The sequence below is a fragment of the Nitrosomonas sp. GH22 genome (assembly GCF_009833115.1).
Classification (GTDB): domain Bacteria; phylum Pseudomonadota; class Gammaproteobacteria; order Burkholderiales; family Nitrosomonadaceae; genus Nitrosomonas; species Nitrosomonas eutropha.
Genome location: NZ_QRCA01000009.1, coordinates 238,844 through 252,606, shown reverse-complemented (window position 1 = coordinate 252,606; position 13,763 = coordinate 238,844). Strand labels below are relative to the sequence as shown.

The 13,763-nt window shown below is 50.1% G+C and carries 13 protein-coding genes and 1 tRNA gene; 12 read left to right on the top strand and 2 right to left on the bottom strand.

Translation table 11 applies throughout. The features are described from left to right. Positions 1–3: 3 nt before the first annotated feature. Complete coding sequence (nudB, locus tag ABF86_RS03145) at positions 4–486, top strand: dihydroneopterin triphosphate diphosphatase (RefSeq protein WP_074684880.1); 483 nt, start codon at positions 4–6, stop codon at positions 484–486. Between the two features lie 60 nt (positions 487–546). Here the strand turns inward: nudB and ABF86_RS03140 are convergent. Continuing rightward, positions 547–623, bottom strand: a tRNA-Val gene (locus ABF86_RS03140). Between the two features lie 138 nt (positions 624–761). Here ABF86_RS03140 and gmk point away from each other — a divergent pair. The 11 genes from gmk (at position 762) to ABF86_RS03085 (ending at position 12,505) form a co-directional block, all read left to right on the top strand. Further along, entirely contained in the window at positions 762–1,367 is a 606-nt protein-coding gene (gmk, locus tag ABF86_RS03135) for a guanylate kinase (protein ID WP_011633727.1), read from the top strand. Between the two features lie 51 nt (positions 1,368–1,418). Beyond that, entirely contained in the window at positions 1,419–1,622 is a 204-nt protein-coding gene (gene rpoZ, locus ABF86_RS03130) for a DNA-directed RNA polymerase subunit omega (RefSeq protein WP_074455467.1), read from the top strand. Positions 1,623–1,817: 195 nt separating this feature from the next. Next, entirely contained in the window at positions 1,818–2,339 is a 522-nt protein-coding gene (gene hslV, locus ABF86_RS03125) for an ATP-dependent protease subunit HslV (protein ID WP_011633725.1), read from the top strand. 34 nt (positions 2,340–2,373) lie between these two features. Then, positions 2,374–3,705 (top strand): ATP-dependent protease ATPase subunit HslU, encoded by a 1,332-nt coding sequence (gene hslU, locus ABF86_RS03120; protein WP_011633724.1) that lies wholly within the window; start codon positions 2,374–2,376, stop codon positions 3,703–3,705. Positions 3,706–3,714: 9 nt separating this feature from the next. Next, positions 3,715–4,893: an acetyl-CoA C-acyltransferase family protein gene (locus ABF86_RS03115; RefSeq protein WP_011633723.1), complete on the top strand. Its 1,179-nt coding sequence runs from the start codon at positions 3,715–3,717 to the stop codon at positions 4,891–4,893. A gap of 28 nt (positions 4,894–4,921) precedes the next feature. After that, complete coding sequence (pgi, locus tag ABF86_RS03110) at positions 4,922–6,556, top strand: glucose-6-phosphate isomerase (RefSeq protein ID WP_011633722.1); 1,635 nt, start codon at positions 4,922–4,924, stop codon at positions 6,554–6,556. A gap of 20 nt (positions 6,557–6,576) precedes the next feature. Next, entirely contained in the window at positions 6,577–8,085 is a 1,509-nt protein-coding gene (gene glgA, locus ABF86_RS03105) for a glycogen synthase GlgA (RefSeq protein WP_074455464.1), read from the top strand. A 250-nt stretch (positions 8,086–8,335) separates the two neighbouring features. Then, entirely contained in the window at positions 8,336–9,286 is a 951-nt protein-coding gene (locus tag ABF86_RS03100) for a CoA ester lyase (protein ID WP_011633720.1), read from the top strand. Positions 9,287–9,459: 173 nt separating this feature from the next. Further along, entirely contained in the window at positions 9,460–10,632 is a 1,173-nt protein-coding gene (locus ABF86_RS03095) for a malate--CoA ligase subunit beta (protein WP_074684879.1), read from the top strand. Positions 10,633–10,661: 29 nt separating this feature from the next. Beyond that, on the top strand, positions 10,662–11,549 hold the full coding sequence (gene sucD, locus ABF86_RS03090) for a succinate--CoA ligase subunit alpha (RefSeq protein WP_074684878.1): 888 nt from the start codon (positions 10,662–10,664) through the stop codon (positions 11,547–11,549). A gap of 164 nt (positions 11,550–11,713) precedes the next feature. Beyond that, positions 11,714–12,505, top strand: a complete 792-nt coding sequence (locus ABF86_RS03085) for an NYN domain-containing protein (RefSeq protein ID WP_242500196.1) — start codon at positions 11,714–11,716, stop codon at positions 12,503–12,505. Positions 12,506–12,659: 154 nt separating this feature from the next. Here ABF86_RS03085 and hemE read toward each other — a convergent pair whose 3' ends face one another. Further along, entirely contained in the window at positions 12,660–13,730 is a 1,071-nt protein-coding gene (gene hemE, locus ABF86_RS03080) for a uroporphyrinogen decarboxylase (RefSeq protein ID WP_074684877.1), read from the bottom strand. Positions 13,731–13,763 lie beyond the last annotated feature (33 nt).

The following is a 13,763-nucleotide window of genomic DNA, read 5'->3' as shown; positions in this document are numbered from 1 at the left end:
CTGTTGCAAGTCTACAAAATACCCATATCTGTTCTGGTCGTTATCCACACGGTCGATCTGCGGGTGTTGCTGTTGGAACGCGCTGACCACCCCGGTTACTGGCAGTCTGTTACAGGCAGCCAGAATCCGGGAGAAACACTGCAGCAGACTGCTGCGCGTGAAGTTAGAGAGGAAACCGGCCTGAATACTGCCAATTACATCCTCCGCAACTGGGAAATACAAAATCACTATAAACTTTTTGAAGAATGGCGTTGGCGCTACCCGCCGGGAATAACACACAATACCGAGCACATGTTTGGACTAGAGCTGCCGGAAACGATACCGGTTGTCATTTCTCCGCGTGAGCACTTGGGATATATCTGGCTGCCGTGGCAAGAAGCGGCTGACAAGGTCTTTTCTCCCAGTAACGCGCAGGCGATCCGCATACTGGCAAGTGAACGAAAATCAAAGAAATTCCCGGCCAATAGAACGCAAGACGAGACATAGAAAAAATGGAATATGGCCGAAGCGCGTGACGATAACAGATACCAGAATCCGATTGTCTTCTGGTAGGCGCGATTGGACTCGAACCAACGACCCCCACCATGTCAAGGTGGTGCTCTAACCAGCTGAGCTACGCGCCTGAAGAAAAAAGATTCTAACTGAAACAACGATCCGCTTCAAATTTATTGACGACTTCCATTATCAACAATAAATAATCCCGGGAGTTTCCGGGTATTTACCTGTTAAAATACGCCAGAATTTCAATAAAACGAAATATTATGAGTTGTCTGTTTGTAATCAGCGCACCCTCTGGTGCCGGTAAAACCAGTGTAATCCGTACTTTGCTGCAAACGGATATCAATGTAACCCTCTCAGTTTCCTATACCACACGCCCCCCCAGGCGGGATGAAGAGAACGGTCGTGATTACTTTTTTGTTGATCACGCAACTTTCAGGGAAATGCAGGCACATGGTGAATTCCTGGAAAGCGCCGAGGTATATGGCAATTTTTATGGCACCTCACGCAAGTGGATAGAAGAAACCATGGTGGCGGAACAGGATGTCCTGCTGGAAATAGATTGTCAGGGGGCGCAACAGGTGCGCGAACTCTACCCGCAGGCTGCTTCCATATTTATTCTGCCTCCATCCATGGAAACATTAAAAAACCGTCTGGAGCAACGCGGCCTGGATGAAAGCAAGACCATTGAACGGCGGTTGTCGGCCGCGTGCAGCGAGACCAGCCATCTCAATAGATTTGACTATGTCGTTGTTAATCACGAACTGGAGACAGCAGCACAGGAAATCTCCTGCATTATTCGGGCTGAACGGCTGAAAACAATCCGTCAGCTTGTCAGGCAGCGCGCTCTGCTTGCTGAATTTTCCTGATCAGCCTTACGTTTTTTACATTTTTGTAAATTTTTACTGGAGTTATCCATCATGGCACGCATTACCGTAGAAGATTGTCTGAAAGTGATCCCGAACCGTTTTAATATGACACTGGCAGCGACCGTGCGGGCAAGGCAGATATCAGTTGGTTCCACGCCAATGATTGATGCCGGACGCGACAAGCCGATCGTTATTGCCTTGCGCGAGCTAGCACAGAAAAAATACAACGAAGACATACTTAATACAATACGTTAATCAGACAGCACGATATCCACCAGCGGATACTGCTGTAACCTGCCTCACAGCTCCCCGCCACATACAAATAAAATCGGTACTACCTGATTGATTCCCTGCTTGAAGACAGCCCCTCTTCTGGCGACATCTGCACCCGTAACTGAATCTCGTTATAAAACGGCGTTATAATCGTTTTTTTAGCCAAATACAAAAAATATGACCACGATAGTATCAGTCCGGCGCGGCCGGCAAGTAGCATTGGGTGGAGATGGCCAGGTCACGCTTGGCGCAGTCGTTGCTAAAGCCAGTGCACGCAAGGTACGCAGGCTTTATCACGACAAGGTTCTTGCGGGATTTGCAGGCGGCACGGCCGATGCATTCACGCTATTTGAACGCTTTGAAGCCAAACTGGAAAAACATCAGGGACATCTCTTGCGCTCTGCAGTCGAACTTGCCAAGGACTGGCGTACTGACCGTATCCTGCGTCGCCTGGAAGCGATGCTGGTAGTGGCCGATCATGAAGCCACTCTCATCATCACAGGAGCAGGCGACGTCATTGAACCGGAACAAGGGCTAGCGGCTATCGGGAGTGGTGGCGCCTATGCGCAGGCGGCTGCACGTGCACTGCTGGAAAATACTAATCTGGGCCCTGCCGAGACCGTTGCCAAGGCGCTGACCATCGCCGGTGATATCTGCATCTATACCAATCAGGTGCATGTCATTGAGCAGCTCGATTAACACCAGGAATTAATCCAAGCCAGGAAAACCTATCATGTCACATATGACGCCACAGGAAATTGTCCACGAACTGGACAAACATATCATCGGGCAGGAAGCCGCTAAACGATCCGTCGCCATTGCATTGAGAAATCGCTGGCGCAGGCAACAAGTGGGTGAGCCACTGCGCCACGAAATCACCCCTAAAAATATCCTCATGATCGGCCCGACTGGTGTCGGCAAGACTGAAATTGCCAGGCGACTTGCCAGGCTGGCTGATGCGCCTTTCATCAAGATCGAGGCGACCAAGTTTACCGAGGTGGGTTATGTCGGTCGGGATGTCGATTCCATTATTCGCGACCTGGTGGAATCTGCCATCAAACAGGCTCGCGAGCACGAGATCAGGAAGAATAAGCCTCTGGCTGAAGATCGCGCGGAGGAACGGATACTTGACGCCCTGCTACCATCGGCACGTGATTCAGGCTTTGATGCCAACCCTAGCGAAGAAAATAACGCAACCCGCCAGAAATTCCGCAAGAAACTGCGCGAAGGTGAGCTTGACGACAAGGAAATCGATATCGAAATTACCATGTCACAAGCCAGCATGGAAATTTTTGCCCCGCCAGGCATGGAAGAACTAACTTCCCAGATTCAGGGTATGTTTCAGAACATGGGTGCCAGCAAGAAAAAGTCACGCAAGTTGCGTATCCGTGAAGCCAGAAAACTACTGACTGAAGAAGAAGCCGCCCGCCTGATCAATGATGAGGAATTGAAACTGAATGCAGTGCAGAATGTCGAGCAAAACGGCATCGTGTTTCTTGATGAAATTGACAAGATTACCAGCCGCTCAGAAGTATCCAGTTCCGATATTTCACGCCAGGGCGTTCAGCGCGATTTGCTGCCGCTGGTAGAGGGCACGACCATTTCCACAAAGTACGGCATGATCCGTACCGACCACATCCTGTTTATCGCCAGCGGGGCTTTTCATCTGGCCAAACCATCGGACCTAATCCCCGAACTCCAGGGACGTTTCCCCATTCGGGTGGAACTGGACAGCCTCAGCGCGGATGATTTCAAGCAAATTCTCACCAACACCGATGCCTGCCTGATTCGCCAGTATCAGGCACTACTGAAAACAGAGGGGATTGAACTGAATTTTTCAGAAGACGCCATCGAGCGACTGGCCGAGATTGCCTTTTCGGTCAATGAAATAACCGAGAACATTGGCGCCAGAAGGCTACATACCGTGATGGAAAAATTGCTGGAAGACATTTCATTCAATGCCACTCGCTACAGCGGAAGCACACATGTCATTGATGCTGCGTATGTTGATGAACGTCTTGGCAAACTCTCGCAGAGCGAAGATCTGGCTCGCTACGTACTGTAACCATTTTCAATGCGCAACGTTGTCATTCTGAGTGGCACAAGAACCGCAATCGGTGATTACGGCAGCGCACTGAAGGATCTGGCGCCCACCACGCTGGCCGCCATCACGATTAAAGAGGCCATCGCCCGTGCCGATATAGATCCCGCAAGCATCGGACACCTGTTTGCCGGGCATGTTATCCCCACTGAAGCACGGGATATGTATCTGGCACGCGTGGCGGCGCTGGAAGCTGGTCTGCCACAGCATGTAGCGGCACTTACTCTGAACCGGGTTTGCGGCAGTGGATTGCAGGCGATTATCTCTGCTGCGCAGGCGGTGCAGTTGGGAGATACCGATGTGGCTATTGCTGCCGGCGTTGAGTCGATGAGCCGTGGCGGGTATCTGTTGCCCGCACTGCGCTGGGGACAGCGTATGCATGACAGTATCGCAACCGACATGATGGTAGGCGCCCTGACCGATCCGTTTGATCAGGTGCACATGGGGATCACCGCTGAACACATCGCTAAAAAATGGCGTATTACCCGCGAGCAGCAAGATCAGTTTGCCCTGGAAAGCCATCAGCGTACTATTCACGCTATTCATAGCGGCTATTTCCGGGAACAGATCGTGCCGGTTGAGGTTTCCAGTCGTAAAGGTACGGTAATATTCGATACAGACCAGCATCCACGCGACAACATCAGTATGGAAACACTGGGAAAACTGCACCCGGTTTTCCGGGAAAACGGCACAGTCACGGCCGGTAATGCATCCGGCATCAATGATGGTGCGGCCGCACTGGTGCTGATGGAAGAACATGCAGCCACACAAAACAATCATCAACCGATGGCACGTCTGGTTGCTTACGGCCATGCCGGAGTAGATCCACGTTATATGGGAATCGGCCCGGTACCAGCGGTTAAGCAAGCGCTGAATCGTGCCGGATTGAAGCTGACTGATATAGATGTAATCGAGTCCAATGAAGCCTTTGCCGTCCAGGCATGTGCGGTTGCCCGGGAACTGGGTTTCGATCCGGATAGAACCAACCCGAACGGCGGTGCCGTGGCACTGGGGCATCCGATTGGTGCATCCGGTTGTATACTGACGATCAAAGCCATTTATGAGCTGCAGCGCATAAATGGCCGCCATGCACTGGTTACCCTGTGCATCGGTGGTGGACAGGGAATCGCTGCAATTTTTGAAAAATACTGATCCGGCTGCCTATCTTATGGAGAAAGATATGTCCACACTGACCCGATCCCCTGCTTGGCAAGCATTGAGCACGCATCAGCCGGATATGGCAAACCGCCCGCTACGCACCCTGTTTAGCGAAGACCCACATCGGTTCGACAAATTCTCGCTGCAATTTAAGGATATTTTGCTTGACTACAGCAAACAGCCGGTTGATGAAACGACAATTCGTTTATTGCTGGCACTGGCCAGACAGCAAAATCTGGCCGACTGGATGGCTCGCATGGCCAACGGCGACAAGATCAACTCTACTGAAAACCGGGCAGCATTGCACATCGCCTTGCGTGCCAATACACCTGTTTTTACAGATGGCGTGGATGTCACACAGGAGGTTAAACGCGTTTTACAGCAGATCGAACGGTTTACCGGAAAAATTCACAACAGCACGCACCGGGGCTATTCCGGCCTGCCAATTACCGATGTGGTCAATATCGGTATCGGCGGCTCCGATCTCGGTCCGGTGATGGCAACCGAAGCACTTAAGCCTTATCATGTGCCGCAACTGCAGGTTCATTGCGTTTCCAACCTTGACGGCGCGCATCTTTCCAGCATATTGCAGCCCCTTAATCCTGCCACAACCCTGTTCATCATCGCCTCCAAAACCTTCACCACCCAGGAAACACTCACCAACGCCCATTCCGCGCGGGAATGGTTTTTGGCCAGCGGAGGCAGTGAACAGGATATTGCAGCACATTTCGTCGCCGTTTCCACTAACCGCGCAGCTGTCAGCCAGTTTGGTATCGATCCGGACAATATGTTTGAATTCTGGGATTGGGTCGGCGGGCGTTATTCATTATGGTCAGCCATCGGCCTGCCAATTGCATTGGCAGTAGGAATGGACAATTTCCGTTTACTGCTAGCCGGAGCGCAGAAAATGGATGAACACTTCCTGACCACGCCTTTTGAGAAAAACTTGCCGGTTATGCTGGGATTGATTGCAGTCTGGCAAATCAATTTTTTTCATGTAACCAATCAGGCAATCCTGCCCTACGATCAATCCATGCACCGTTTTCCAGCTTATTTACAGCAACTGGAAATGGAAAGCTGTGGCAAACGTGTCACTCGTACCGGGGAAGCAGTTGACTACAGCACTGGTGCGGTGATCTGGGGCGAACCCGGTACCAACGGCCAGCATGCTTTTTATCAATTGCTGCATCAGGGCACGCAGAAATTTACAGCTGATTTTCTGGCACCGTGCCAATGCCAGCATTCGCTGCCCGAGCATCACCCTATGTTACTGGCGAATTTCTTTGCTCAAACCGAAGCACTGATGCGCGGAAAAAATGAACAGGAAGTCAGAGCCGAACTGATAAATCAAAATCTGTCTGTCGAAGCGATAGAACGCTTGCTTCCTCATCGCGTGTTTCCAGGCAATCGAGCTACCACCTCGATTTTGTTCAAAAAACTCGATCCAGCAACCCTTGGCATGTTGATCGCACTCTATGAGCACAAAGTATTCGTGCAAAGTGTGATCTGGGAAATCAATCCATTCGATCAGTGGGGAGTAGAACTCGGCAAGCAACTGGCGGGAAAAATCCTGGCTGAATTGGCTGCAGATAAACCGGTAACCGGGCACGATGCATCAACCAACAACCTGATCGATTTTTATAGAACACAACAATAAATCAGAACATATATCAAGCCATGCCTTCCTCTTCCCCTCGCAAAAATATACGGGTGTTATTTGTCACCCCGGAAGTTTTTCCATTATGCAAAACTGGCGGGTTGGGTGATGTCAGTGCCGCATTGCCTGTCGCATTGCGTGCATTGAAAATGGATGCTCGCCTGCTCTTACCCGGTTATCCAGCGGTACTGGCCGGACTGAAATCCAGACGCAAAGTGGCTACATTTGATCTGCAACCCCATTTCCCACCCGCCACACTACTTTCTTCCCGGTTACAGATTAACGAATCTGTCAGTGTGCCTTTATACGTTATCCATTGCCCAGCGCTTTATCAGCGTACAGGCGGAATTTATCTGGATGATACCGGGCAGGACTGGCCGGATAATGCACAGCGCTTCGGCTTATTATCAAAAATTGGCGCGCTTCTCGCCAGTGATGCCAGTCCGCTTGCCTGGGTACCAGATATCGTTCATTGTAACGACTGGCAAAGCGGATTGACGCCAGCCTATCTTCATTTCCATTCGGGAAAAAAAGCAGCCAGCCTGATAACGCTGCACAACCTGGCTTTTCAGGGTAACTTTCCGTCTGATGAGGTAGCAAAACTGGGTCTACCGGATGAAAGTTTCAGCATGCACGGCGCTGAATTTTATGGCAACCTGTCATTCCTCAAGGCAGGAATCTATTACGCCGACCATATTTCTACAGTTAGCCCTGGCTATGCCCGGGAAATCCAGCAGGAACCACTGGGATTCGGTTTGCAGGGGCTGTTGGCTAAGCGCAGCGACGATATTACCGGGATAGTCAATGGAATCGATACCGCCATCTGGAACCCGGCAACCGATCCATATCTTGTGAAAAAATATACCAGCAGGAATCTGTCGGCAAAAGCCGCCAATAAACTTGCCTTGCAGCAGACAATGGGGCTGGAAAATAACCAGGCGATTCCATTATTTGGAACCGTTAGTCGTCTCACACACCAGAAAGGCAGCGATATCATGCTGCAGGTAGCGCCCATGCTGGCTGATCTACCTGCCCAGTTAGCACTGCTGGGAAGTGGAGATGCACTGTTGGAACAACAACTGGCTGCCCTGGCACAAGCTTTCCCTACAAAAATAGCAGTCCGTATTGGTTATGACGAAGCCTTGTCACACCTAATCAATGCCGGCACGGATTGCTTTCTGATGCCTTCTCGTTTTGAGCCGTGTGGCTTGAATCAGATGTACAGCCAGCACTACGGCACCCCTCCCGTTGTACATGCCACTGGTGGACTGATGGATACTGTAGTGGATCTGACTCCTGAAACGCTGGCGGATAAAAGTGCAAGCGGCTTTCACTTTCACGAGATGACTGCTGATTCATTCATGGAAGGAATCAAACGAGCCATTAATGCTTATCACAACACCAGGCTCTGGAAAAACCTGCAGCGTAACGGCATGCAAAAGGATTTTAGCTGGCAGGCATCTGCTTCGGCATATCAATCCATTTATTCGCTGCTCATGCAGAAGAACAGGCCCGCCAGCACTGCGTGAAAGATCAGGATTGACTGAAATCGGATCGACGTCAATGCTATAATTTCGCTGATCTGGCGAACAACGCTGTCAAATTACTCAAGAACATCACTTCTGTGCATCTGATTTTATCCCCCGGGGGAGCAGTTTATTTCCGGCTTGGATCCCATACACCTGGCAATCCTTTATGGACAGCTGTGACGTTTGCGCACAGCGCACCATGCATTTCGATATTCACACATAACATCGTATTTAATCTGTTGGAGGAAGAATGAGTCATACCTTGTATGAAAGCAAAACACCGCGTGTACAACGCTGCGAGCTGGCCGTCCCCGGTTCCCGCCCTGAAATGTTTGAAAAAGCACTGAAAAGCGGAGCGGATTTCATATTTCTGGATCTGGAAGATGCAGTTGCACCGGATGACAAGCTCCAGGCAAGAAAAAATATCATCCAGGCCATCAATGATCTGGATTGGAAAAGCCATGGTGTCACTCTTTCTGTACGCATCAATGGGTTGGATACTCAGTATATGGTGCGCGATGTGGTTGATCTGGTTGAGCAGGCCGGGCACAAGATTGATACGCTGCTGATCCCCAAAGTCGGAGTTTATGAAGATGTCTACATGGTGGAAGCCATGCTCAATCAGCTCGAAATGCAGCAGGGGTTGAAAAACCGGATTGGGGTGGAAGCACTGATTGAAACCGCGCTGGGAATGGCCAATGTTGAAGATATCGCTCGCAAGGGAACTGCGGGACGTCTGGAAGCACTGCATTTTGGCGTAGCTGATTACGCCGCCAGCAATCGTGCCCGCACCACCAATATCGGTGGACTCAACCCGGACTACCCAGGTGATCAATGGCATGCTGCCATCAGCAGAATGACCGTTGCCTGCCGCGCATTTGGTCTGCGGCCGATCGATGGCCCCTTTGGAGACATTCAGGATCCGGAAGGGTTCAAGCTGGCCGCCAGGCGAGCCGCTGCATTGGGTTGTGAAGGAAAATGGGCTATTCATCCTTCCCAGGTTGTGCTGGCTAATGAGGTCTTTACCCCGCCAGCAGCTGAGATTGACAAGGCCAAGCGGATACTGGCGGCAATGAAAGAAGCTGCTGCTCAAGGAAAAGGTGCAGCAGCACTGGATGGCAAGCTGATCGATGCTGCCTCGGAAAGAATGGCAAACAACATCGTCAAAATGGCAGAAGCGATTGCTGCCAAAAGCAAATAAGTATTCAAGGAACCTCTGAAAAATAACTGCACTGAAATCAGACTAAGAATGCTCAGTTACCTGTGTAAATTGTGCTTTTTAGCTGATTTCGCTTTATCTGGCTATCACTCGCACTCTTTTTCAGAGTTTCCCTTAAACCCAACCATTTCATAAAATTCAAGGGAGAAGCTATATTGGATATTCATGAATATCAGGCCAAGGAAATTCTGGCTGAATACGGTATCAAACTGGCTGAAGGCGGATTGGCGTATTCGGTGGAAGAGGCTGTGCAACGCAGCCGGGAAATTGGTAGTAACGTCTGGGTAGTCAAAGCACAAATTCATTCCGGGGCACGTGGCAAGGCAGGTGCTATCAAGATATGCAGATCACACCAGGAAATCGAAACAGCAGCTGAATCCCTGCTGGGCAAGAAACTGGTTACGCATCAAACCGGTCCGACAGGCAAGCTCTGCTCGAAGTTATATATTGAAGCGGGCACAGACATTGCCCGGGAAGTGTATCTCGCGCTCATGATTGATCGCAGCCATGAACGTATCGTCATGGTTGGCTCCGCTCAGGGAGGAATGGACATTGAAACGCTGGCTGCCACAAATCCAGGTGCTATCAAGAAAATTCATATTGAACCGGCTGTCGGTTTGCAGGATTTTCAGGCAAGAACCATGGCTTTTTCCCTGGGATTGGATGGCGAGCTACTCAATCACGCCATCAAAACCATCAGGGGTTGCTATCGTGCCTTGCGTGATCTGGACGCCAATATTCTCGAAATCAATCCGCTGGTTGTCACACGGAATAATGAGCTGATCGCACTGGATGCAAAAATGAGTTTCGATGAAAACGCACTGTTCCGGCGTCACCGGGTTTCTGAGTTGCGCGATAACACACAGATTGATCCGCGCGAAGTTGCAGCAGCAGAGGCCGGCCTCAGTTATGTTGGACTGGATGGAGATATTGGCTGCATGATCAATGGTGCCGGACTTGCCATGGCCACCATGGACATGATCAAACTGGCCGGTGGCGAGCCTGCCAATTTCCTGGATGTGGGTGGTGGCGCCTCCGCCGAGCGGACTGAAAAAGCATTCCGGCTGGTGCTGGCAGACAGCAATGTAAAGGCCATGCTGGTCAACATCTTCGCTGGTATTAACCGCTGTGACTGGATTGCCGAGGGCGTAGTCCAGGCGGTGCGGAATATCGGAACAACTGTTCCTCTGGTTGTACGTTTGTCCGGCACCAATGTGGAAGAAGGCCGCCGCATTATCGCCGATAGCGGTCTGCCCATTATCACCGCAGAAACTCTGGCCGAAGCAGCCGAGAAAGCAGTACACGCACGCAACCAGGTCGTAGCCTGAATAACCGAAACCAGAAAGGGGAACAAAAAGTGGCAATTCTCATTAATGAGCGGACGCGGATCATCGTACAAGGTTTTACCGGCCGGATTGGCACCTTCCACGCTCAGGAAATGATCGATTATGGATCCAATGTGGTAGGAGGCGTAACGCCCGGTAAAGGGGGACAGAAACACCTGGGACTGCCAGTATTCAATACCGTCAGGGAAGCGGTTGAACAGGCTGGTGCGGAAGCCAGTATCGTATTTGTCCCGCCTGCCTTTGCTGCAGATTCCATCATGGAAGCAGCTGATGCAGGAATCAAATATTGTGTCTCCATCACGGATGGTATCCCGACCCAGGACATGATGACAGTCAAAAATTTCCTGCGTCTTTTTCCAAAACAGGATCGGATGGTACTGACCGGGCCCAACTGTTCCGGCACCATCAGTCCAGGGCGTTCCATGCTCGGTATTATGCCAGGGCATATTTACAGCCAGGGGATAGTCGGCGTGGTAGGCCGTTCCGGCACACTCGGCTATGAGGCCGCCGACCAGATGCGGCGACTGAATATCGGGATTTCCACCTCGGTTGGCATTGGTGGAGATCCGATCATCGGTAGCTCACACCGGGATATTCTGGAAAAACTGGAAGAAGATCCGGAAACCAAAATTGCATTGATGATTGGTGAAATCGGCGGCCCGATGGAAGTGGAAGCCGGACTATTCGCCAAAGAAAACATGCGCAAACCTCTGGTTGCCTATATTGCCGGATTAACTGCTCCTTCCGGAAGAAGAATGGGGCATGCCGGAGCAATCATCTCATCAACCGGCGAAAGTGCAGCAGAAAAAGTGGAACAACTGCAAGAACTGGGTGTTACTATCTGCCCGACCCCGTCCATGATGGGGGAAACGGTCGCAAAAGTGCTGGCTGGCCTCTGATTCAGCTTTGGATTCTCCTGTCCCGAGTAAAGAAAATCATCAATAATGATCTTGTTATTAAAATGCCGGAAGAGCATTATTCGCACTAAAATGGATGATTAAGTCATTTCGGGGCTGATTTACTTATACATCAGGAGACAGGAGATATCTTGGCATCCCCACGCGTGGTCACAAAAACTGAATCTGAAGAGCTTTCTCTTCGTCTGGCTGTCCTCATTGATGCTGATAATGCACAGGCTGCTGTCATCGAGGGGCTGCTGGCAGAAATTGCACGGTTCGGTGAAGCCACTGTAAAGCGTATATACGGTGATTTCACTGCTCCTGCCAGCGCTTCCTGGAAAAAAGTATTACAACGACATGCAATCAAGCCCGTTCAACAATTTGCCTATACTACCGGTAAGAATGCAACGGACAGTACCCTTATCATTGATGCAATGGATTTACTCTACACACGCAAATTTGATGGATTCTGTCTGATTACAAGTGATAGCGATTTCACAGGTCTTGCAATGCGGTTGCGTGAAGAGGGGCTCACTGTTTTTGGCTTTGGTGAGAAAAAAACACCTGAAGCATTCCGCAACGCCTGTCACAAATTTATATTTACAGAAATTTTACGTCCAGGCGGCGATACAGAATCTGATATAACCACGCACAAAGCAAGTGATGACTCAAAGAATGCCACTGTTCAGTCAGCCAACAATCAAGCAAAACCAAAACAGGTATTCCCAAAGAAATTTGTGCTCGCTGCACTCGAACAATCAAGTGATGATACCGGATGGGCGCAAATCGGAACCTTTGGGAGCTATCTCACAAAATTGCAACCCGATTTTGACTCCAGACTTTACGGTTATAAAAAGCTCTCGGATCTTGTCAAAGCAAGGATAGATCTTTTCGTGACAGAAGAAAGACAAGCGCCCGGAGCAACCCAAAAGATTTTATATCTTCGTGCAAAATAAAAGAATCCACCAATTCTCAGGTTCTATAGATATCTGGTCACAACCCTACAGTGAAATAATCTGAAAACTTTCCGGCTATAAACCCAGCAGAATATTGACGATTACAACAAAAATGGGTTATCAATTTCTGATAACCCGCTGCTCATACTAAAAATTAGCTGACTTGATGATAGTGAACGCTTTGCATATGCACTGTTTCAACCAGTGTTTTTGCATTTTCTGGCGGAGTGAACTGGGAAATGCCATGCCCGAGGTTAAATACATGGCCATGCCCATGACCATAACTTGCCAGTATTTTTCCAACTTCAGCAGCAATTGCTTCCGGTGAGGAAAACAATACAGCTGGATCCAGGTTGCCCTGCAAAGCTACTTTGTCTTGCGTACGCCGACGCGCTTCGCCAATGTCAATCGTCCAATCCAATCCGATGGCATCACAACCACTGGCCATGATGGATTCCAGCCACAGCCCACCTCCCTTGGTAAACAGGATATTCGGGATACGTTCGCTGTCATGTTCACGTTTTAATCCTTCCATGATCTGGGTCATGTAACGCAGGGAAAACTCCTGATAGGCGGCATGGGATAGCGCACCACCCCAGCTGTCGAAAATCATCACTGCCTGCGCACCTGCTTCAATCTGGGCGTTCAGATAGACGATCACCGCTTGCGCTGTTACCTCCAGAATATGGTGCAGCAGATCCGGGCGTGTATACAACATGGTTTTGATCTGACGATAATCATTACTGCTTGCACCCTCCACCATATAACATGCCAGCGTGAACGGGCTGCCTGAGAATCCGATTAATGGCACTCGATTGTTCAGCGCCTTGCGAATTTCTGTAACGGCATCCATGACATAGCGCAAATGTGTACCCGGGTCCGGCACGATCAATGAGCGAATTTCTCGTTCTTCACGTAACGGGCGCTCGAAGCGTGGCCCCTCTCCTGTCGAAAAATATAATCCCAACCCCATTGCATCCGGGATAGTCAGAATATCGGAAAATAAAATGGCTGCATCCAGCGGAAATCTGTCCAATGGCTGCAAAGTCACTTCTGTTGCAAGTGCGGGATTTTTGCATAGGGCAAGGAAATCACCCGCACGCGCCCGCGTCTGGTTGTACTCTGGCAGATAGCGGCCAGCCTGGCGCATCATCCAGACAGGGGTATAGTCCACAGGCTGCCGCAGCAGTGCGCGAATAAAAGTATCATTTTCCAGTCTGGTCATTGTCTATATAGATTAAATCTCAAAAAGGTTTAT